Below are 21,320 nucleotides of genomic sequence, written 5' to 3'. Positions count from 1 at the left end.
GGGTCCACGGTAGGGCGGACGTGCCCGGGGGTCGTTTGTCCGAGCCGTAGCAGTCTGGGTGGGGGGTGCGCCGGAATGGCGGGGTCACCGGGCGGAGCCCCTTGGGCGGTCAGTCGGTCGAGGTCGCCTTCAGAGCGAGCCAGAGCTCCATTCGGACGTCCGGGTCGTCCAGCGAGCGTCCGAGGATCTCCTCGACCCGCCGCATCCGGTACCGCAGCGTATGCCGGTGCACTCCCAGGTCCGCCGCGGCCGCGTCCCACTGCCCGTGCCGCGACAGCCACGCCCGCAGCGAGGCGACCAGATCGCCCCGCCCCGTCGCGTCGTGCTCGTGCAGCGCCCGCAGCAACCCGTCCGCGAACGCCTTCACCGCGTCGTCGGCCAGCAACGGCAGCACGGACCCGGCGGCCAGCCGCTCGTGCTCCACGAGCACCCGCCCTCGCCGCCGCGCCACCGACAGCGCCTGCTCGGCCTGCTTGTAGGCCGCCGCCGCGGCGATCGGGCCGGCCGGCGCGGACAGGCCGACGACCATCTCGCACTCGTCCGCACCCGCCTGCTCGGGCGCCGCCCGCGCCGCCTCCAGCGCGGCCGCGTACTCCGCGCAGGCGGCCACCGCCGCACCCCCGTCCGCGGCGAGCACCACCAGCCGCTCCCCCTCGGGCACGACCAGCACGGCCTCCCCGGAGCGCGCGGCGGCGGACTCCACGGTCTCCGCCAGACCGCCCAGTGGGTCACCATCCGTGCCGGTGGCGGCGAGCGCGGCGGTGGCGCCCGGCTTGCCGGCGACCACGGGCACGCGCGCGTGGGTGTCCAGGTGCGCCCGCGCGGGCGACCCGGTCACCGACTCGGCGACGATCATCCGGAAGGGCGCGTCCAGCAGCGCCCCGTACAGGTCCCCGGCGACGGCCCGGGCGTGGTCGGGCTCCCCGGCGAGCAGCATGCGCAGCACCGCCGTACCGATCCGCTGCTCGGCCGCGTACAGGGAGCGGGAGCGTTCGGTGGTCAGGGTGAGCAGGGCGATGGCGGAGTGGACGGCGTACCGTTCGGCGGTGCCGAGGGCGGCGGCCGTGCCCACGGCGAGCGCGGCCCGCGGCCGCCGTCCGGTGCCCAGGGAGTGCAGCTCGACCCGGTCCTCGTGCTCGGGTCCGCCGACGACCGAGGACGCCGGGGCGGGGCGCTCGCGCAGCCGTTCGACGTCGGCGGTGAGCCGGGCGGCACGCCGGCCGGCCCACTCCGGCGCGGCGGCGACGACGGCGCCCGAGGCGTCGTACAGCGCGGCCCAGCCGTCGACCTGCCCGGCGAGCGCGGTGAGCAGGCCCTCGGGGCCGGAGTTGAGGGCCTGCCTGGTCAGCTCGCGCTGGGCGGCGAAGCCTGCCGTGACGGACCGGTACTGGTCGGCGGCGATCGCCGCGGACACGGCCTTGCTGATGGCGAGGAAGGGGGTGCGGCGGGGCACCTCCAGCAGCGGCAGGCCCGCCTCCTGGGCCGCGGCCACCAGGGCCTCGGGGATCTCCTCGTAGTTGACGCCGACGGCGAAGCCGAGCCCGACGACGCCCGCGCCGGCCAGCCGCCGCACATACCGCCGCATGGCTTCCGGATCCTCCGCGTCCAGCTTGAGCGCGGTGATCAGCAGCAGCTCGCCGCCCTCCATGTAGGGGACGGGGTCGGCCAGCTCGCTGACGTGCGCCCAGCGGACGGGCACGTCGAGGCGGTCCTCGCCCGCGCGCACGGTCAGCTTGAGCGCGGAGTGGTGGACGAGCGAGGCGAGGGTCGGGGGCATGATGCCTTCACGGTGAGGGAGATCCGGTGATCGCGGTGATCTTTTGGCCGCCGCGTATGAACGGCCTATGCCGATTCTGCCTCACCGTACGGTCACCCGCTGGCCCTGTGCCCGCACCTCATCCCCGAAGATCCACCAGCAACGGCGGCGCGTGCTCCCCCTGCACGGTCGTCAACGACAGCACCGCATGCCCCGCCGGCACCCCGTGCGCCAACTCGGACGCCGACCACCGCTCCCGCTCGACCTGCCGCACGGTGACGGCCCGAGCCGTCGGCGCCTGTCCGGTGATGACCCGGCGCAGCATGTGCACGGCCTTGCCGGCCGGGGTCTCGGCGATGATCTGCCGGTCGGTGACGTCCCGGGTCTCGGTCCACTCCTTGCCCCACACCTCGGCGAAGTCCTGCCCGTCCCAGGGGGTCAGCCCGGACATTGCCATGCGGCAGCCGATGGCGCCGAGCAGCGGGCCGCGCAGCGGCCGGGGCACATCGTCCAGGGTGCGCAGCGTGAGCACCGCACCGGCACCGGCGGACCTGAGCCGCTGGATGCCGCGCACGGCCTCCGGGGTGACGACGCCGGAGGCCTCGTCGAGCAGCAGACAGGCGAACAACGACCGGTCCTCCCGTGCCGTCACCGCGGCCGTGAACTGGGCGAGCACCAGCCGGGCCAGGATCCGGGAGGCATCGGCGTGGCCGCGCTGCGGCAGGTCGATACGGACGCGGACCGGATGGTCGAGGGCCTTGAGGGAGAACGGGCGGGTCTGGCCGGAGGTGTCGAAGAAGGTGGCGAAGGCGGGCCGGTCGAGCAGCGCGATCCGGTCGGCGAGCACCGTGCCGACGTCACCCGGGTGGGCCATCTGCCGCTCGCGGGCGTCGAGTTCCCTGAGCAGCGGTTCCTGCCCGGTGTCCGTCAGCGCCTTGCGCAGCGCGGTCAGTGCGCCGGGCGCGCCGTCGAGGAGCTGCCGCAGTTCGGATACGCAGGGGAAACGGTCGTGGACGGCGTGGAACGGGCCGAGCAGCTGGGCGAGCACCGTGGTGGAGCGGCGGCTGTCGCTGCCCGGGTGCGGGTCGGCGAGGTCGCCGACCAGGGCCTCGGCGAGTATGGCGGCGGCCTCGTCGGGGTCGGTGGTGCCGCCGTAGAGGTCGAGGTCGTAGACGGATTCGGGGTTGCCGACGCGTACGACGACGTCGTAGGCCTCGGCCGGGCCGAGCCCGGCGCCGGCCGCGCCGACGACCACGACGGAGGCGCGGCCCGCGAGGGCGTGCAGGCACAGGGACTCGGCGAGCGGCCGTACCACCGCGCCGGTCTTCCCGGAGCCGGCCGGGCCGACGGCGAGCAGCGAGGTGCCGAGCAGGTCCGGGCCGAGGCCGAGGCCGGCACCGCGGTAGTGGTAGGGGTTGCGGGGGTCGTCGGCGGTCGCCCCGAGCCGGACCTGGCCGGTGAGCAGGTCGTGCCGGGCGTGCCGGGCGGGCAGGTCGCGTTCGCCGGAGGGGTGCAGGCAGGCGGCGGAGCCGTCCTTCAGTACGGCTCCGGTGAAGGTGGCGAGGGAGTGCCGCCCGGACCGTACGCCCTGCCAGGCCCGGTTGATCCGCGCATGGTCCACATCCCGCATCAGCCCGGCCTTCGCCTCGGCGGCGAGCCGCTCGGCGGCGTCGTGGGCACCGGCCGCGCGGAGCTGGGGGAACTCGACGGGATCCTGCTCGGGGGCGGGCGGACGCTCGGCCGCGGGCTGGGCCCCAGCCCAGGCGGGCGGCCCGTAGCGGCGCCATACCTCGCCCCAGCGGCCGAGGCGGCCGACGACGAACAGGATGGCGACGGCGATGAGGGTGTAGTAGCTGTACCAGAGGATCGCGTTGCCCACCCGGTCGTTGCCCTGACGCCAGGAGTCGGGGGTGAACAGCTCCAGGGGCAGTACCCACCAGCCGCCGAGGTAGCCGTTCCACAGCAGTGACCACACCAGCCAGCCCACGAGGAAGGCGATCAGCGCGCCGCTGAGCAGCTGCCGGGCCGGGATCTGCTCGGGTTCCCGCTCGGGCCGGGGCAGGTGGCCGAGGCGCCACACGCCGGGACCGGCCTCCGGGCGGGGGGCCCGCAGCCATGCCAGGAAGACCGAGCCGTCCGGCTTGGGCGGTGCGCCGGGTGGCACCGCGGGCATGGGCGGCAGGGCGGTCCCCTCGGGGGGAGCCGCCGGGCGCGGTACTGGGTTCGCGTGTGTTCCGCGTGCGTCCCGGGTGCCGTCGCTGTCCATCCGCCTTGCCCCCTGACCAGCCGTTCCGTCCACCATCAGCGAGCCAATCTAACGCCCCGGCAAGGGGAGTTCACTGCTTACGCGGCCGAGAGGGCCTGCCGACCGGGCGTACGGCGGTCACGCTGCTATGTCCAGCACGGACAACCGGAGCCGTCGACAACGCCCACATGGAGCATGCCCACCCTGCGCACCCGGCCCTAGCCTGCGAAGAAAGATAGGTAAGCGTCCGAAAACACACCGCCCGGAACAGCCCGGGACCGCCCGGTACGCAAGATCATCAGGGAGCCCCCATGACCGCACTTCCGCAGGAGCGCCGCGTCGTCACCGCCATCCCCGGCCCGAAGTCGCAGGAGCTGCAGGCCCGCCGTACCGCCGTGGTCGCCCAGGGTGTGGGCTCCGTGCTGCCCGTGTTCACCGCGCGCGCGGGCGGCGGGATCATCGAGGACGTCGACGGGAACCGGCTGATCGACTTCGGCTCGGGTATCGCGGTGACGAGTGTCGGCGCGTCCGCCGAAGCCGTCGTCCGCCGGGCCTCCGCCCAGCTGGCCGACTTCACCCACACCTGTTTCATGGTCACCCCGTACGAGGGCTACGTGGAGGTCGCCGAGGCCCTCGCGGAGCTGACCCCGGGTGACCACGCCAAGAAGTCCGCGCTGTTCAACTCCGGCGCCGAGGCCGTCGAGAACGCCGTCAAGATCGCGCGTGCGTACACCAAGCGGCAGGCCGTCGTCGTGTTCGACCACGGGTACCACGGACGCACCAACCTGACCATGGCGCTCACCGCCAAGAACATGCCGTACAAGCACGGGTTCGGGCCGTTCGCCCCCGAGGTGTACCGCGTGCCGGTCGCCTACGCCTACCGCTGGCCGACCGGTCCGGAGAACGCCGGTCCCGAGGCCGCCAAGCAGGCCATCGACCAGATCACCAAGCAGGTCGGCCCCGACAACGTCGCCGCGATCATCATCGAGCCGGTGCTCGGTGAGGGCGGCTTCATCGAGCCGGCCAAGGGCTTCCTGCCGGAGATCGTGAAGTTCGCCAACGACAACGGCATCGTCTTCGTCGCCGACGAGATCCAGTCCGGCTTCTGCCGTACGGGTCAGTGGTTTGCCTGCGAGGACGAGGGCATCGTCCCGGACCTGATCACCACTGCCAAGGGCATCGCCGGTGGCCTGCCGCTGGCCGCCGTGACCGGTCGCGCCGAGATCATGGACGCCGCGCACGCCGGTGGCCTCGGTGGCACCTACGGCGGCAACCCGGTCGCCTGCGCCGGTGCGCTCGGTGCCATCGAGACGATGAAGGAGCTGGACCTCAACGGCAAGGCACAGCGCATCGAGGAGATCATGAAGGGTCGCCTCACCGCCATGGCCGAGAAGTTCGACATCATCGGTGACGTCCGTGGCCGTGGCGCGATGATCGCCATCGAGCTGGTCAAGGACCGCGCCACCAAGGAGCCGAACCCGGAGGCCACCGCCGCGCTCGCCAAGGCCTGCCACGCCGAGGGCCTGCTGGTCCTCACCTGTGGCACCTACGGCAACGTGCTGCGCTTCCTGCCTCCGCTGGTCATCGGCGAGGACCTCCTGAACGAGGGCCTCGACATCATCGAGCAGGCCTTCTCGCGCATCTGAGCGACTGGTCCGCACCTCTGAAGGGCGCCTCCGGCAGGCCGTGTGAAGAAGGTGTGCGGGGTGGATGACGGGAAGCGAATCCGTCTGCCCAAGCGCCTCGGCCTGCCGTAGGTTCTACCGAGATGAGAGATACACCCCGCCCACAGGGGACTGTGGACGGTTTCAGGCCGGGGCCTCCCCAGCTTCGACCTGGTCGTGCCCTCGCGCACACAACCGGCGCCTGACGCCGGGATCTCCTCACCGATCGGACGGTCGCCGCCCCAAACCCCCCGGGGCGCGCGACGTTCCGATCCGGACGGCCGCCTCGGAACCATCCCCCCTGTTCCGGGGCGGCCGACCTCCTTCCGGCCGACCTCCTTCCGGCCGACCTCCTTCCGGCCGATCTCCTGGCTCCCTCGAACGACCGGACCTGGGAAGCTGGGCCCGTGTCGACCTCAGCCCGCCGCTCCCAGCTCCTGGGCGTCCCGGCCGCCCTCTTCGCCGTGATCACCTGGCAGGTCCTCGCCCATGGCCCGCTCCTGCGCCTGGACGCCCGCCTCAGCCGGGCCCTGGTCCATCCGGACCGGTTCGCCGAGCTTCTCTCCGACCTCGGTGAGATCCAGGTCGCCGTGCCGGTGCTCGCCGCGGCCCTCGGGTACGCGGCCTGGCGGGGGCGGGGCGCCGGCCTGGACCGGTGGTGGCTTCCGCCTCTCGCCGCGGCCCTTCTGATGGCGTTGCTCCCGGCGGTCGTCGTACCGCTCAAGGACTGGACCGCGCGGCCGGGGACCCCCGTGGTGCCCCCGGCCGTCGGCTACTTCCCGTCAGGACATACGGCGACGGCCGCCATCGCGTACGGCTCCGCGACCCTGCTCCTCCTGCCCTGGCTCCGCTCGCCCACCGTCCGCCGGACACTGGTGGCCGTCTCGGCGGCCCTGGTCCTCGCGGTGTCGTACGGCCTGGTCCGCCGGGGCTGGCACTGGCCGCTGGACGTGGTGGGCAGCTGGTGCCTGTGCGCGGTGCTGCTGGCCGTCCTGTCCCTGGTGCTCAGCCGAAGTAGGCGTCGAAGTTCTTCTGGAACTCCCAGTTCGAGTAGCGGTCCCAGTTCACCGACCAGGTCATCAGACCGCGGAGGGCGGGCCACGCCCCGTGGGTCGCGTACGAGCCGCAGTTCGTCTTCCTCGTCAGGCAGTCCAGGGTCCTGGTGACCTCGGACGGTGCCACATAGCCGTTGCCCGCGTTCGTCGACGCCGGCATGCCGATGGCCACCTGGTCGGGGCGCAGCGGCGGGAAGACGTTGCTCGCGTCGCCCGCGACCGGGAAGCCGGTGAGGAGCATGTCGGTCATGGCGATGTGGAAGTCGGCGCCGCCCATGGAGTGGTACTGGTTGTCCAGGCCCATGATCGGGCCGGAGTTGTAGTCCTGGACGTGCAGCAGGGTGAGGTCGTCGCGCAGGGCGTGGATGACCGGGAGGTACGCCCCGCAGCGCGGGTCCTGTCCGCCCCACTTGCCGGTGCCGTAGTACTGGTAGCCGTTCTGCACGAAGAAGGTCTCCGGGGCCATCGTCAGCACGAACTTCGCGCCGTACCTGGCCTTCAGGGTCTTCAGCGCCGAGATGAGGTTCACGATCACGGGCGTCGTGGGGTTCCGGAAGTCGGTGTCGTTCGCGTTCAGGGACAGCGAGTGGCCCTCGAAGTCGATGTCGAGGCCGTCGAGGCCGTACTCGTCGATGATCTTCGAGACGGAGGAGACGAAGGTGTCCCGCGCGGCCGTCGTGGTCAGCTGGACCTGCCCGTTCTGACCGCCGATCGAGATCAGCACCTTCTTGCCCGCCGCCTGCTTGGCCTTGATCGCGGCCTTGAAGTCGGCGTCGTTCTCGGCGTTCGGGCACTCGGTGACCGGGCAGCGGTTGAAGCGTATGTCGCCGGAGGTGGCCGAGGTGGGCTCGCCGAAGGCCAGGTCGAAGACGTCCCAGCTGTCGGGGACGTCCGCGAACCGGGTGTAGCCGGAGCCGTTGGCGAAGCTCGCGTGGAGGTAGCCGACGAGGGCGTGGGCGGGCAGGTCGGTGGAGCCGCCGCCGGTGCCGGTGCCGGTCGTCGCCGTCATGGCCGCGGACTTCGCGGACTCGCCGGCGTCGTTGCTCGCGGAGACCTGGAAGCTGTACGCCGTCGAGGCCGCGAGGCCGGTGACGGTCGCCGACGTACCGCTCACCGTCTGGACCCTGGATCCGTCGCGGTATACGGCGTAGCTCGTGGCGCCGCTGACCGCCGACCAGGACAGGGCGACGGAGGACGAGGTGACGGCGGTGGTCCGCAGGCCGGTGGGCGCGGCGGGCGGCTGTCCGGTACCGCCGCCGCCCGGCCCGACCAGGGAGATGTCGTCGGCGTAGTAGGCGCCGGTGCCGTACCAGCCGTGGGTGTAGATGGTGACCTTGCTGGTCGTGGCGCCGGTACGGAAGGTGGTGCTCAGCTTCTGCCAGTCGGGGGCGGACTGGGTCCAGGCGGAGACGTCGGTGGTGCCGGTGCCGTTCGCGCCGAGGTAGACGTAGGAGCCGCGGACGTAGCCGGTCAGGGTGTACTGGGAGTCGGGCTGGACGGTCACGGTCTGCGCGCACTGGGCGTTGTCGCTGCCCGCCGGGGTGGCCTGCAGCGCGGAACTCCCGCTGTGCACGGGTGAGCCGACCGTCGTACCGGCCGTGCAGGTCCAGCCGGTGAGGCCGGACTCGAAACCGCCGTTGCGGCTCACGTCCGCGTCGGCCGCGCGGGCGGCCGACGAGAGCGCGGTGATACCGGGCACGGCCAGCAGCGCGGCCGTGAGCAGGACGAGGGCGGATCTGGGGCGTCTGGTGCCGTGAGCGCGTCGGGTGCGTTCCACAAGGGCCTCCGGAGATGGGCGACTTGGAGGGGGCGGAGCGCACTCAACTTGGTCCAGACCAATCCCCTTGTCAAGGTGTCCCGGCACTACCCGTCCGCATCCCTGCCCGCTGCCGGCCCGGCCGCCGCCCCGTGCGTCGCCGGCTCCAGCAGCGCGGGATCGGTCAGCGTGCCCGAGCCGTCCGGCGGGGTGACCCCGAGGGGCTGCGCTCCGATTCCCAGCGGCAGGCCCCGGGGTCCGGTGCCACGGGTGCCAGCCATTCGACCGCCGCCTTCGCCCCAGTCATCAGGAAGCCTCCCTCTCTCGTGCGACGCGGTCGCGTCAGGAGGAGAGAGGGAGGCTCTCGGGGCATCGCGCGGGTTCCGCGCCCCTTGTCGAGTGACCTGGGTCACATCGCGAGGCCGGCCGCCCCGGCGTCACCACACTGCGACGGCTCAGCTGTCGAAGCCCAGCCCCAGCCGGTCCATCGTCCGCAGCCACAGATTGCGGCGGCCTCCGTGCGCGTCCGCGCGGGCCAGTGACCACTTGGTGAGGGCGATGCCCGTCCAGGCGAAGGGCTCCGGCGGGAACGGCAGCGGTTTCCTGCGGACCATCTCCAGCTCGGTCCGCTCGGTGCGCTCCCCGTCCAGCAGGTCCAGCATCACGTCCGCGCCGAAGCGGGTCGCGCCGACACCGAGGCCGGTGTAGCCCGCCGCGTACGCGACCCTCCCCTGGTGGGCGCTGCCGAAGAACGCCGAGAACCGGGAGCAGGTGTCGATCGCACCGCCCCAGGCATGGGTGAAGCGGACGCCCTCCAGCTGCGGGAAGCAGGTGAAGAAGTGGCCCGCGAGCTTGGCGTACGTCTCCGGCCGGTCGTCGTACTCGGCGCGCACCCGGCCGCCGTAGGGATAGATCGCGTCGTAGCCGCCCCACAGGATGCGGTTGTCGGCGGACAGCCGGAAGTAATGGAACTGGTTGGCGCTGTCGCCCAGCCCCTGCCGGTTCTTCCAGCCGATCTCCGCCAGCTGGTCGGGCGTGAGCGGCTCGGTCATCAGCGCGTAGTCGTAGACCGGGACGGTGTACGAGCGCACGCGCCGCAGCAGGCTCGGGAAGACGTTCGTACCGAGCGCGACCTTGCGGGCGCGGACCGCGCCGTACGGCGTGCGTACGGCCATGCCGGCGCCGTACTGCTTCAGGGTCAGCGCGGGCGTGTGCTCGTACACCCGCACGCCCAGCTCGACGCACGCCCGCTTCAGGCCCCACGCCAGCTTCGCCGGGTGGAGCATGGCCACGCCCCGCCGGTCCCACAGGCCCGCCTCGAAGGTGGCTGAGTTCACCTGCTCGCGCACGGCGTCGGCGTCCAGGAACTCGATGCCGTCCGCGAGGCCCTTGTCCGTCAACTCCCGGTGCCAGTCGCCAAGTTCCTGTGCCTGGTAGGCCTCGGTGGCGACATCGATCTCACCGGTGCGCTCGAAGTCGCAGTCGATGCCGTGCCGGGCGATCGCGGCCTCGATCCCGTCGAGGTTCCTCCGGCCCAGCTCCTCCAGCTTGTGGATCTCGTCCGGCCAGCGGGCGAGGCCGTTGGGGAGGCCGTGCGTGAGGGAGGCGGCGCAGAAGCCGCCGTTGCGGCCGGAGGCGGCCCAGCCCACCTCGCGGCCTTCCAGCAGCACCACATCGCGCTGCGGGTCGCGCTCCTTGGCGTTGAGCGCGGTCCACAGTCCGCTGTAGCCGCCGCCGACGACCAGCAGGTCGCAGGTCTCGGTGCCGGTCAGAGCGGGCTCGGCGGGTGGCTTGCCGGGGTCTTCCAGCCAGTACGGGACCGGCCGGGCTTCGGAGAGAGAGGCGATCCAGTTGTCTTTGCCACGGCTCATGGCGCTCGGGGCCATGATTTCAACTCCCTACAGGGGCTTATGCCTTTTGCTTGTTACGGCGGTTGGTGACGACCATCGAGGTCAGGACGAACAGCACGGCGAGGAGGAACATGGCCGTACCGATGACGTTGATCTGCACGGGTGTTCCGCGTTGCGCCGAACCCCACACGAACATGGGGAACGTGACGGTCGAACCGGCGTTGAAATTGGTGATGATGAAATCGTCGAAGGAGAGCGCGAACGAGAGCAGCGCGCCCGCGGCGATTCCGGGTGCCGCGATGGGCAGGGTGACCCGCAGGAAGGTCTGCACCGGGCCGGCGTACAGGTCCCGGGCGGCCTCCTCGAGACGCGGGTCCATCGACATCACGCGGGCCTTGACGGCGGTGACGACGAAGCTGAGGCAGAACATGATGTGGGCGATCAGGATCGTCAGGAAGCCCAGCGGCGCGCCCATGTTGAGGAACAGGGTGAGCAGCGAGGCGGCCATGACGACCTCGGGCATCGCCATCGGCAGGAAGATCAGCGAGCTGACGGCACCGCGCGCGCGGAAGCGGTACCGGACCAGCGCGAAGGCGATCATCGTGCCGAGGAGCGTGGCGCCGATCGTCGCCCACACGGCGATCTGGAGGCTGAGGGACAGCGAGCCGCACATGTCGGCGACGCCGCACGGGTCCTTCCAGGCGGCCGTGGAGAACTGCTGCCATTCGTAGTTGAAGCGCCCCTTCGGTTTGTTGAAGGAGAACACCGTGACGATGACGTTCGGCAGGAGGAGATAGGCGAGCGTGCAAAGGCCGGCGATGACGACCAGACGACGCTTGAGCCAGGTGACGAAGGGCATCAGACCAGGTCCTCCGTCCCGGAGCGGCGGATGTAGACCGTGACCATGGCCAGGATCGCGGCCATGAGGATGAAGGAGAGAGCGGCCGCTGTCGGGTAGTCCAGAATGCGCAGGAACTGTGTCTGGATGACGTTGCCGATCATGCGGGTGTCGGTGGAGCCGAGGAGTTCGGCGTTGACGTAGTCACCGGCCGCCGGGATGAAGGTCAGCAGGGTTCCCGAGACCACGCCCGGCATCGACAGCGGGAAGGTGACCTTGCGGAAGGTGGTCCACGGCTTGGCGTACAGGTCGCCGGCCGCCTCGTGCAGCCGCCCGTCGATCCGTTCCAGCGAGGTGTACAGCGGCAGGATCATGAACGGCAGGAAGTTGTACGTCAGGCCGCAGACGACGGCCAGGGGTGTGGCCAGGACCCGGTCGCCGGCCGTCCAGCCGAGCCAGCTGGTGAGGTCCAGGATGTGCAGCGAGTTCAGGGTGTGCACGACCGGACCGTTGTCCGCGAGGATCGTCTTCCAGGCCAGGGTGCGGATCAGGAAGCTGGTGAAGAAGGGGGCGATCACCAGGATCATGATCAGGTTCCGCCAGCGGCCGGCACGGAAGGCGATGAGGTAGGCCAGCGGGTAGCCCAGCAGCAGGCATCCCAGGGTCGCGGCGGCCGCGTAGAGCACCGAGCGCAGGAACTGCGGCCAGTACTCGGCGAGCGCGTCCCAGTAGGTCGCGAGGTGCCAGGTGACCTTGTAGCCCTCCTCCAGGGAGCCCGTCTGCACGGACGTGGAGGCCTGGTAGATCATCGGGAGCGCGAAGAAGACGATCAGCCACAGCATGCCGGGCAGCAGCAGCCAGTACGGGGTGAACCGGCCGTGCTTGCGCGCTGGCTTCTTCGCGGGTTCGGCGGGCGCGAGGGGCGGGGGCGCCTCGGTGAGCGTCGACATGGTTACGCGGCCTCTTCCTCGACGGTCTCCACGCCGGCGTCGATGTCCTGCGCCGCGTCGAGGCCGAAGGTGTGGGCCGGACTCCAGTGCAGGACGACGTCGGCGCCGGGGACGAGACGGCCGTCGCGCTCGACGTTCTGCACGTACACCGCGAGTTCGTCGCAGACCGGGCTGTCGATGACGTACTGCGTCGAGACACCGATGAAGCTGGCGTCGGCGATCTTGCCGGTGAGGCGGTTGCGGCCCTCCGGGATCGCCCCCGCGTCGTCGGCGTGCGTGAGGGAGATCTTCTCGGGGCGGATGCCGACCAGCACCTTGCCGCCGGCCGTCGTCGGGGCGGAACATCGCGCCTCGGGCAGCACGAGCTTGCCGCCGCCCGCCCTGAGCACGATGTCGTCGCCGCTCTTCGTGTCGACCTCGGCCTCGATGAGGTTGGAGGTGCCGAGGAAGTTCGCGACGAAGGTGGTGTTCGGGTTCTCGTAGAGGTCGGCGGGCGAGCCTAGCTGTTCCACGCGGCCCGCGTTCATCACGGCGACCGTGTCGGCCATGGTCATGGCCTCCTCCTGGTCGTGCGTGACATGGACGAAGGTGATGCCGACCTCCGTCTGGATGCGCTTCAGCTCCAGCTGCATCTGCCGGCGCAGTTTGAGGTCGAGGGCGCCGAGCGGCTCGTCGAGGAGGAGCACCTTCGGGTGGTTGATCAGCGCGCGGGCCACGGCGACACGCTGCTGCTGGCCACCGGAGAGCTGGTGCGGCTTCTTGCGCGCCTGCTCGCCGAGCTGGACCAGCTCCAGCATCTCCTCCACCTGCTTCTTCACGCTCTTGATGCCACGCCGGCGCAGGCCGAAGGCGACGTTCTCGAAGATGTCGAGGTGCGGGAAGAGGGCGTAGGACTGGAAGACCGTGTTGACCGGCCGTTTGTACGGCGGCAGGTGTGTGACGTCCTGGTCGCCGAGGTGCACGGTCCCGGAGGAGGGTTCCTCCAGTCCTGCGATCATGCGCAGGGTGGTGGTCTTGCCGCAGCCGGAGGCGCCGAGCAGGGCGAAGAAGGAGCCCTGTGGCACGGTCAGGTCCAGCGGGTGTACGGCGGTGAAGGCGCCGTAGGTCTTGGAGATTCCGGAGAGGCGGACGTCGCCGCTGTTGTCTGGTGTCGTCTTCATCGTCGTCACGCCCCTGTGAGCTTCGCGAACTTCTCTTCGTAGGCCGTCTCTTCCTTCTGGCTCAGGGAGCGGAAGGCATGGGACCTCGCCTGCATGGCCTTGTCGGGAACGATCAGCGGATTGTTCGCCGCATCCTTGTCGATCTTCGCAAGGTAGGGCTTCACGCCGTCGACCGGAGTCACGTAGTTGATGTAGGCGGCGAGCGCGGCCGCCTGCTCGGGCTCGTAGTAGAAGTCGATGAGCCGCTCGGCGTTGGTCTTGTGGCGCGCCTTGTTGGGGATGCACATGTTGTCGGTCGACGTCATGTAGCCGCTGTCGGGGATGACGAAGTCCACGTCCGGGCTGTCCGCCTTGAGCTGGACCACGTCACCCGCCCAGGCGATGCAGGCCGCGAAGTCGCCCTTGGTGAGGTCGGCCGTGTAGTCGTTGCCGGTGAAGCGGCGGATCTGCCCCTTGTCGACGGCCTTCTGGATGCGGGCGATCACCGCGTCGAAGTCGTCGTCGGTGAACTTCGCCGGGTCCTTGCCCATGTCGAGCAGGGTCATGCCGATCGAGTCGCGCATCTCGGACAGGAAGCCGACGCGCCCCTTGAGCTTGGGGTTGTCGAGCAGGTCGGAGACCGACTTCACCTCGATGCCGTCCAGCGCCTTCCTGTTGTAGGCGATGACGGTGGAGATGCCCTGCCAGGGGTACGAGTACGCCCGCCCGGGGTCCCAGTCCGGGTTGCGGAACTGGGGCGAGAGGTTGGTGTAGGCGTGCGGCAGGTTGGACGGATCCAGTTTCTGGACCCACCCGAGGCGGATGAGCCGGGCGGCCAGCCAGTCCGTGAGGACGATGAGGTCGCGGCCGGTGTTCTGGCCCGCGGCGAGCTGCGGCTTGATCTTGCCGAAGAACTCGTTGTTGTCGTTGATGTCCTCGGTGTAGTCGACCGTGATGCCGGTCCGCCTGCGGAAGGCGTCGAGCGTCGGGTGGCGCTTGCCCTTGTCGTCGACGTCGATGTACTCGGTCCAGTTGGAGAAGGAGACGCTCTTCTCATCGGCCGAGTGGTCCTCGGCGGACGTGCCGCCCTGCGTCCTGCCCGCCGCGGGGATGCCGCAGGCGCTCAGCGCCCCGAGTCCGCCGACCGCGAGCGCGCCGCCCGCGGAGGCCCGCAGCAGCGAGCGGCGGGTCATGGCGGCCCGGCCGTTGCGCAGGCTGCGCCGCATGGCGGCCGCTTGGGCCGGGGTCAGGCGGTCGGGCTCGTACTGCTCCATGCGCGTGGTGCCCTTTCGGGAGGGATGGGTGGCGGCCGGCCGGTGCTCGGCGGCCGTTCCGTCGGCTCTATCGGTCCCCGAAGATGGTGCGGTGCCAGTCCTTGCGGGCCACCGCGGTGTTGTCGAACATTACGTGCTTGACCTGCGTGTACTCCTCGAAGGAGTACGCCGACATGTCCTTGCCGAAGCCGGATGACTTGTAGCCTCCGTGCGGCATCTCGCTGATGATCGGGATGTGGTCGTTGATCCAGACGCAGCCCGCCTTGATCTCGCGGGTGGCCCGGTTCGCGCGGTAGACGTTGCCGCTCCACGCGGAGGCGGCGAGGCCGAACGGGGTGTCGTTGGCCAGCCGGATTCCTTCATCATCACCGTCGAACGGCAGTACGACCAGTACCGGGCCGAAGATCTCCGACCGGACGATCTCGCTGTCCTGGGCCGCGTCGGCGACGAGGGTGGGCCGGTAGTAGGCGCCGTTCCCGAGGTCTCCCTTCGGTGCCTCGCCGCCGGTGACCACGCGCGCGTAGGCACGCGCGCGGTCCACGAAGCCGGCGACACGGTCCCGCTGGGCGTGGGAGATGAGCGGCCCGAGGTCGGTGCCGGGGGCGAAGGGGTCCCCGAGCCTCACCGTCTCCATCAGCGCGGCCGTCTGCTCGACGAACGCCTCGTAGAGCGGGCGCTGCACGTACGCGCGCGTGGCGGCCGTGCAGTCCTGTCCGGTGTTGATGAGCGCGCCGGCGACGGCGCCGTGGACGGCCGCCTCCAGATCGGCGTCGTCGAAGACGACGAAGGGGGCCTTGCCGCCCAGCTCCAGGTGGAGACGCTTGACGGTGGCGGTGGCGATCTCGGCGACGCGCCTGCCGACGGGGGTGGACCCGGTGAAGGAGGTCATGGCCACGTCCGGGTGGCCGACCAGGTGCTCGCCGGCCTCCTTGCCGGTACCGGTGACGATGTTGACGACCCCGTCCGGGATACCGGCGTCCGTGGCGGCCTGGGCGAAGAGCAGCGAGGTGAGCGGCGTCAGCTCGGCCGGCTTCAGGACGATGGTGTTGCCCGCGGCGATCGCCGGGAGGATCTTCCAGGCGGCCATCTGGAGCGGGTAGTTCCAGGGCGCGATGGACCCGACGACACCGATGGGCTCGCGCCGGATGTACGAGGTGTGGTCGCCGGAGTACTCACCGGCGGACTGCCCCTGCAGATGCCGGGCGGCACCGGCGAAGAAGGCGGTGTTGTCGATGGTCCCCGGCACGTCGAACTCACGCGTGAGCTTCAGCGGCTTGCCGCACTGCAGGGACTCCGCGCGGGCGAACTCCTCGGCGCGGTCGGCGAGCACGGCGGCGAACCGGTGCAGGGCGTCCGAACGCTCCCCGGGAGTGGTGGAGGCCCAGCCCGGGAAGGCCTCGCGGGCGGCGGCGACGGCCGCGTCGACGTCGTCGGTGCCGGCCAGCTCGTAGGTGTACACCTCCGCACCGGTGGCGGGGTCCACCACGGCGTGGGTACGGCCCGAGGTGCCCTTGGTGAGACGGCCGGCGATGAACTGCGCGCCGTCCGCGAATCGGTCCTGTGCGGGGAATCGTTCCGGGGTGGCGGTGCCCGGGTTGTGCATGTCGCTCTCCTCCGCCGTTTCACCCCGCCCCGGAGGCGGGTGGGCGTAGCTCCAGCTCGATTTGAGTGCCGATCCTGACAGAGCACTAGGCCCGCAACAAGGGATTCCGTTGTTGCCTTTTGGTTACGCGACGGAATCTGTCGACCAGGTGTCGAGTCAGGGTGGAAAAGAGCGGACGGAGTGTCAGTGGTGCGTGCCAGACTCGCGTGCATGGGAAAGATCGACGGGGTGGAAGCCCTGATCAGGGAGGTCCGGGCCGGGGCCCGGGTCAGGTACCTCCACTTCTGGGGGCACCGGCCGCGACCGGACGGCAGGATCGGCGCCGGCTGTCTGAGCCAGTGGTGGCCGTCACCGTTCGTGGTGGGCGGTGTGGAGTACGCGACGGCCGAGCACTGGATGATGGCGCGGAAGGCCCGGCTGTTCGGGGACGCGGAGGCGGAGCGCCGGGTACTGGCCGCGGAGCATCCCGCGGAGGCGAAGAAGGCGGGGCGGCTGGTCCGGGACTTCGACGAGGCGATATGGGAGCGGGAGCGCTTCGGGATCGTGGTCGAGGGCAGCGTGCACAAGTTCGCGGCCGACGACGACCTCCTCATGTTCCTGCTGGGCACCGGTGACCGGGTGCTGGTGGAGGCGAGCCCCGTGGACCGCGTCTGGGGAATCGGCCTCGCCGCGGATGACGAGGCGGCATCGGACCCGGAGCGCTGGCGCGGCCCGAACCTGCTGGGCTTCGCGCTGATGGAGGCCCGGGAAAGACTGGCGGGCGCGGGGGCCTGAGGGTATGGGCCCAGGGCGCGGGGCCTGAGGATATGGGCTCAGCCCCCTGGGCGGTGGACGCTTTGCGCTCGGCCGCCGGACGCGCGGTTCCGCCTCAGGTGTGGAATGCGACCACGAAGGCGAACAGCCCGAGTACCAGAACGATGCCGGCGGCTCCGCAGATGAGGCCGGCCAGGGCCACGCCCGGGTTGGTGGCCTCGCCCCGGTTGGCCTTTCCGCGGCCGATCGCGCCGAAGATGATCGCCAGGATGCCCAGTATCAGGGCCACCGGCCACAGCACGAAGCCGATCGACGCCAGGATGCCCAGCACCAGGGAAGCCGTTCCCATGCCGTCGCTCGGGGCCGGCTGCATACCGGGCCAGCCGTAGCCGTTCGGGGCCGGGTACGGACCGCTGTATGTCTGCTGCGGCTGCCCCGGGTAGCCGTACACCGACGGGCCGCCCGGGTATCCGTACGGCACCTGTCCCGGGCCGTCGGGCGCGATGGGCGGCGGAGGCACGTGTTCCGCTCCCCCGTGCTGCGCGGCGGGCGGCGCCGGCGGGGCGAAGGGGTTGCCGGTGGCCGCCGGGGCAGTCGGCGGGGCGTAGGGGTTCGCGGGGGCGGCGGGCGGGGCGTAGGGGTTCACCGGAGGCGAGCCGGCCGGGGGCGCGAACGGGTTCGCCGGCGGCGCGAACGGGTTCGCCGGGGGCGCCATGGAGTCGGCCGGACTGGCCCAGGGCGCCGGCACGGCCGGGGCCGTCGGCAGCGAGGTCAGCGTCTGCTGGTCGTGGACGGAGGCGGAGAGCTGCGCCGGGTCCTGCTGTGCCGCCGGTATCGCGTCCCGCACCGGCGCGTACGGCCGGCCCGCGGCGGGGACGGCGTCCTGCACCTGGGCGGCGTCCTGGACCGAACCCGGGCCCGGCGCCGGGTCCGCCGTCTGCTTGTCCAGGGACACTGGAGGTGACGTCGGCGCTTCCCCGCTGGTCTGCTCCGGTGGCGTGGACTGCGGCACCTCGTCGGACATGCTGGAAGACCCCTCTGCTGGACGTCCTGTCATGCTACGGGCAGCTGGGGACGGCGCGGGGCCGGGGCCTACGATGATCCCGCGTCATCGATCAGCCGATCACCGCGCCCGCCTCGGACCGCGCTCCGCGGGCGCCAGTCCCGGGGAGGACCCCATGACCGACAGCAGCTCCGTACCCGCCGCCGGCACGGCCGACCGCGATCTGCGGACTTTCATCGCCGGACTGCCCAAGGCCGAACTGCACGTCCACCACGTGGGCTCCGCCTCTCCCCGCATCGTGTCGGAACTGGCCGCCCGCCACCCCGACTCCAAGGTCCCCACCGACCCCGAGGCCCTGGTCGACTACTTCACGTTCACCGACTTCGCGCATTTCGTCGAGGTGTATCTGTCGGTCGTCGACCTCGTCCGCACCCCGGAGGACGTCCGGCTGCTCACCTACGAGGTGGCCCGTGACCTGGCCCGCCAGCAGGTGCGGTACGCCGAGCTGACCATCACCCCCTTCTCCTCCACCCGGCGCGGGATCGAGGAGTCGGCGTTCATGGCCGCGATCGAGGACGCCCGGAAGGCGGCCGAGGCCGAGTTCGGGACCGTCCTGCGCTGGTGCTTCGACATTCCCGGCGAGGCCGGGCTCGAGGCCGCGGAGGAGACCGCGCGGCTGGCCACCGACGACCGGATCCGCCCGGAGGGCCTGGTGTCGTTCGGACTCGGCGGACCCGAGGTCGGCGTGCCCCGGCCGCAGTTCAAGCCGTACTTCGACCGGGCCGTCGCCGCCGGGCTGCACTCCGTCCCGCACGCCGGCGAGACGACCGGCCCGGAGACGGTGTGGGACGCGCTGAACGAGCTGCGGGCCGAGCGCATCGGGCACGGCACCAGCTCCGCGCAGGACCCCAGGCTGCTCGCCCACCTCGCCGATCACCGCATTCCGCTGGAGGTCTGCCCGACCTCCAACATCGCCACCCGGGCGGTCCGCACCCTGGACGAGCACCCGGTCAAGGAGTTCACGCGCGCCGGGGTACTGGTCACGATCAACTCGGACGACCCGCCGATGTTCGGCACCGACCTCAACAACGAGTACGCGGTGGCCGCCCGCCTCCTGGACCTGGACGAGCGCGGCCTCGCCGACCTCGCGAAGAACGCCGTCGAGGCGTCTTTCCTGGACGCGCGGGGCAAGGCGCGGATCGCGGCGGAGATCGACGCCTACACCGCCGGCTGGCTCACCGTCTGACACACCACAATGGGGCCATGCAGACCGTGACCGCCGTGGCCCACCGCGGCGCCCCCTACCGCTTCCGCGAGAACACGATCGACTCGCTGCGTTCCGCGCTCGACCAGGGCGCGGACGCGGTGGAGGTCGATGTACGGCTCACCCGTGACGGCGTCCCCGTGCTCCTGCATGACGAGACGCTGGAGCGGCTGTGGCAACTCGACCGGCCGCTGCGCGCGCTGTCCGCCGAGGAGTTGCGCGGACTGACGGCGGGCGGTGTGCCGACGCTCACGGAGGCGCTGGCCGCGACCGGGGACAGCAGGGTGATGGTGGACCTGTGCGGGCGGGTCGACCGCCGGCTCGTGGACCGGGTCCTGGACGCGGTCCGGCAGGGCGGGGCGCGGGACCGCGTCCACTACTGCGCGGGCGCCGAGGCGATGCTCGCCGTCCGCGCCGCCGATCCGGCCGCCGAGATCGCCCTGACCTGGACGACCCTCGCCCCGCCCCGGCCCGCCCTGCTGGCCGCGGTCCGCCCCCGTTCGCTCAACTACCGCTTCTCCCTGGTGAACCGGGACCTGGCGGCCCGCGTCCACCACGACGGCTACCTCCTGTCCGTCTGGACCCCGGACACCCGCCGCTCCATGCGCCGGCTACTGGACCTGGGCGTCGACTCGATCACGACGAACCGGGTCGACGTCCTGCACGCCCTGCGGTCCCAACCCGACTAGGGCCTTTCGTCTGGATCATGCCGGATCAGGGGCCCCGCGAGCCCGGCATGATCCGAACGAGAGGCCCTGGCGGCCGGCGAGTTCCCGTAGCGCGTCGCACAACTCCTCCGCCGTCACAAACATTTGACAGTCGGCGCCACCCGTCCGCGGCACCGCAGCTCACACCGCACGCCCGGGACCTCCACGCCGTGCCGGCCGGGCCGGAGGCGGGTGCCCCACGCCGCTCGGGTCCGCTGCGGCGCGGAACGCAACGGACGCACCGGGTTACCCTTGTGCGGGGGACCTGACATGCGGTGATCGGCTGTTCGACAGGCAGGCGACGCCGTTGCGCGGACCCCCGCGCCGACCGCTCCGCTCGAGCCACGGCATGAGGAAGCAGTCAGAGTAGAGGCCCCCATTTCATGCAGCGCGACAACTCCACAGACCGCGGCGGCCCGGCAGAGCTGCCGGATGAGGCGCTGGGGCTCGCGGTGCTCCTGCGGGCGTGGCGGGCGCGAGCGGGCCGAAAACTGGGCCTCGGCAAACCGCTTCCGCAGGTCGAGGTCGCCGCCGCGGTCGGCATGAGCGAACGCTGGTACCGGGACCTGGAGCGCGGTGCCATGCCCCGGCTGGACGCCCGGACCCTGACCGCGCTGGCGGACGCGCTGCGGCTGTGCGCGGACGAACGGGCGACCCTCTTCCTGTACGCCGCCGGCGGCGAGCCCTTCCCCGCTGTGTCACCCGTCGACGGCGTCGATCTGACGCCGCTGCGGCGCCTTCTCGACCTGCAGCCCACACAGCCCGCCTATCTCACCGACAACGCGTGGAACGTACTCGACCACAACGCGGCGATGGCCGAGTGGTTCCCGTGGGTGCGGGTCCCCGGCGCGAACCTGATCCGCTGGGGGCTGACCGACCCCGAGGCCCGCGAGCAGCTGGCCGACTGGCCGCAGCACGGGCGGGCCTACCTCGCGATGCTGCGCTACGCCCTCGCGCAGTACCCGGAGCACCCCGAACTCCCCGAGATCCTGCGGACGGCGCTCGCCGACCCGGAGTGCCGGCGGATCTGGGACGAGGGCCCGGTCATCATCGCCAACCGGGACGGGCACACCTTCCGCCTGCACATCCCCCACTTCGCTCCGCGCAGCGTCGACGTCGTCGCCCAGGTGCTGAACCCCGTCGGCTATCCGGGACTTCGGCTCACCTTCGTCAGCCTGCTGACGGAGTCCGAAGCCCGTACCGGCGCCGAAGCCCCGACCGAGTCCGGCACCGCCACCGGCCGTCAGGACGGCTGAGCCCTCAGTCTTGCCGATCCCGACCACGCGTTCAACAGCCGCCGACCGGCAAAGAATTTCCGGTCCGGCGACCGGCAAATTTCTGCCGGTCCGCTTTCTGTCAGCCGTTTCCCGCCGGGCGGGCAACCGGCAGAACATTGCCGGTCGAATCCGTTGACATTCGCTACGGCAAGTTGCGAATCTCGGTGACGACCGGGCCCTGAGAGA

15 protein-coding genes and 2 pseudogenes are annotated in these 21,320 nt (G+C 71.3%); 6 read left to right on the top strand and 11 right to left on the bottom strand.

What is annotated here, in order from left to right; genetic code table 11:
* Positions 1-109 precede the first annotated feature (109 nt).
* Together AC07C1_RS30350 and AC07C1_RS30345 are read right to left on the bottom strand one after the other, a co-directional pair.
* Positions 110-1,777, bottom strand: a complete 1,668-nt coding sequence (locus AC07C1_RS30350) for a PucR family transcriptional regulator (protein WP_478944127.1) — start codon at positions 1,775-1,777, stop codon at positions 110-112.
* Between the two features lie 118 nt (positions 1,778-1,895).
* Complete coding sequence (locus tag AC07C1_RS30345; RefSeq protein ID WP_478944125.1) at positions 1,896-4,022, bottom strand: type IV secretory system conjugative DNA transfer family protein; 2,127 nt, start codon at positions 4,020-4,022, stop codon at positions 1,896-1,898.
* A 290-nt stretch (positions 4,023-4,312) separates the two neighbouring features.
* Here AC07C1_RS30345 and gabT point away from each other — a divergent pair, with 290 nt between their 5' ends.
* Together gabT and AC07C1_RS30335 are read left to right on the top strand one after the other, a co-directional pair.
* The gene (gene gabT / locus AC07C1_RS30340) at positions 4,313-5,647 is read left to right on the top strand and encodes a 4-aminobutyrate--2-oxoglutarate transaminase (RefSeq protein WP_478944124.1); all 1,335 of its coding nucleotides are present in this window, start codon (positions 4,313-4,315) and stop codon (positions 5,645-5,647) included.
* Positions 5,648-6,354: 707 nt separating this feature from the next.
* Positions 6,355-6,618: pseudogene (locus tag AC07C1_RS30335) on the top strand (phosphatase PAP2 family protein); the annotation flags it as partial.
* Positions 6,619-6,670: 52 nt separating this feature from the next.
* Here the strand turns inward: AC07C1_RS30335 and AC07C1_RS30330 are convergent.
* From AC07C1_RS30330 to AC07C1_RS30295, 8 genes are all read right to left on the bottom strand, one after another.
* Complete coding sequence (locus tag AC07C1_RS30330) at positions 6,671-8,497, bottom strand: chitinase (protein ID WP_478944122.1); 1,827 nt, start codon at positions 8,495-8,497, stop codon at positions 6,671-6,673.
* Between the two features lie 86 nt (positions 8,498-8,583).
* The gene (locus AC07C1_RS30325) at positions 8,584-8,757 is read right to left on the bottom strand and encodes a hypothetical protein (RefSeq protein ID WP_478944148.1); all 174 of its coding nucleotides are present in this window, start codon (positions 8,755-8,757) and stop codon (positions 8,584-8,586) included.
* A 174-nt stretch (positions 8,758-8,931) separates the two neighbouring features.
* Positions 8,932-10,362, bottom strand: coding sequence for an NAD(P)/FAD-dependent oxidoreductase (locus AC07C1_RS30320; RefSeq protein WP_478944121.1), 1,431 nt, complete (start codon positions 10,360-10,362; stop codon positions 8,932-8,934).
* Positions 10,363-10,384: 22 nt separating this feature from the next.
* Positions 10,385-11,185 (bottom strand): ABC transporter permease, encoded by an 801-nt coding sequence (locus tag AC07C1_RS30315; protein WP_478944119.1) that lies wholly within the window; start codon positions 11,183-11,185, stop codon positions 10,385-10,387.
* The gene (locus tag AC07C1_RS30310; protein ID WP_478944117.1) at positions 11,185-12,114 is read right to left on the bottom strand and encodes an ABC transporter permease; all 930 of its coding nucleotides are present in this window, start codon (positions 12,112-12,114) and stop codon (positions 11,185-11,187) included. Before AC07C1_RS30310 ends, AC07C1_RS30315 begins: the two co-directional genes overlap by 1 nt.
* 2 nt (positions 12,115-12,116) lie before the next feature.
* Entirely contained in the window at positions 12,117-13,283 is a 1,167-nt protein-coding gene (locus AC07C1_RS30305; protein ID WP_478944115.1) for an ABC transporter ATP-binding protein, read from the bottom strand.
* A complete protein-coding gene (locus AC07C1_RS30300; RefSeq protein WP_478944113.1) occupies positions 13,280-14,527 on the bottom strand; it encodes a polyamine ABC transporter substrate-binding protein in 1,248 nt (415 codons plus the stop codon). The genes AC07C1_RS30305 and AC07C1_RS30300 overlap by 4 nt, the downstream gene beginning before the upstream one ends.
* A gap of 67 nt (positions 14,528-14,594) precedes the next feature.
* Positions 14,595-16,130, bottom strand: a complete 1,536-nt coding sequence (locus tag AC07C1_RS30295; protein ID WP_478944112.1) for a gamma-aminobutyraldehyde dehydrogenase — start codon at positions 16,128-16,130, stop codon at positions 14,595-14,597.
* A gap of 210 nt (positions 16,131-16,340) precedes the next feature.
* Between AC07C1_RS30295 and AC07C1_RS30290 the strand changes: the two genes are divergently transcribed.
* Positions 16,341-16,904 (top strand): NADAR family protein, encoded by a 564-nt coding sequence (locus AC07C1_RS30290; RefSeq protein WP_478944110.1) that lies wholly within the window; start codon positions 16,341-16,343, stop codon positions 16,902-16,904.
* A gap of 94 nt (positions 16,905-16,998) precedes the next feature.
* On the opposite strand, the gene AC07C1_RS30285 is transcribed toward AC07C1_RS30290, so the two are convergent.
* Positions 16,999-17,907, bottom strand: coding sequence for a DUF4190 domain-containing protein (locus AC07C1_RS30285; protein WP_478944109.1), 909 nt, complete (start codon positions 17,905-17,907; stop codon positions 16,999-17,001).
* A 90-nt stretch (positions 17,908-17,997) separates the two neighbouring features.
* Between AC07C1_RS30285 and AC07C1_RS30280 the strand changes: the two are divergent.
* From AC07C1_RS30280 to AC07C1_RS30270, 3 genes and pseudogenes are all read left to right on the top strand, one after another.
* Positions 17,998-19,132 (top strand): annotated as a pseudogene (locus AC07C1_RS30280) (adenosine deaminase).
* A 17-nt stretch (positions 19,133-19,149) separates the two neighbouring features.
* Positions 19,150-19,839, top strand: a complete 690-nt coding sequence (locus tag AC07C1_RS30275; RefSeq protein ID WP_478944108.1) for a glycerophosphodiester phosphodiesterase — start codon at positions 19,150-19,152, stop codon at positions 19,837-19,839.
* A 401-nt stretch (positions 19,840-20,240) separates the two neighbouring features.
* Complete coding sequence (locus AC07C1_RS30270; protein WP_478944107.1) at positions 20,241-21,113, top strand: helix-turn-helix transcriptional regulator; 873 nt, start codon at positions 20,241-20,243, stop codon at positions 21,111-21,113.
* Positions 21,114-21,320: the final 207 nt, after the last annotated feature.

The organism is Streptomyces sp. NPDC045022 (genome assembly GCF_056432605.1).
The sequence above is the reverse complement of the archived record's forward strand: the minus strand, read 5'-3'. Positions and strand labels throughout refer to the sequence as shown.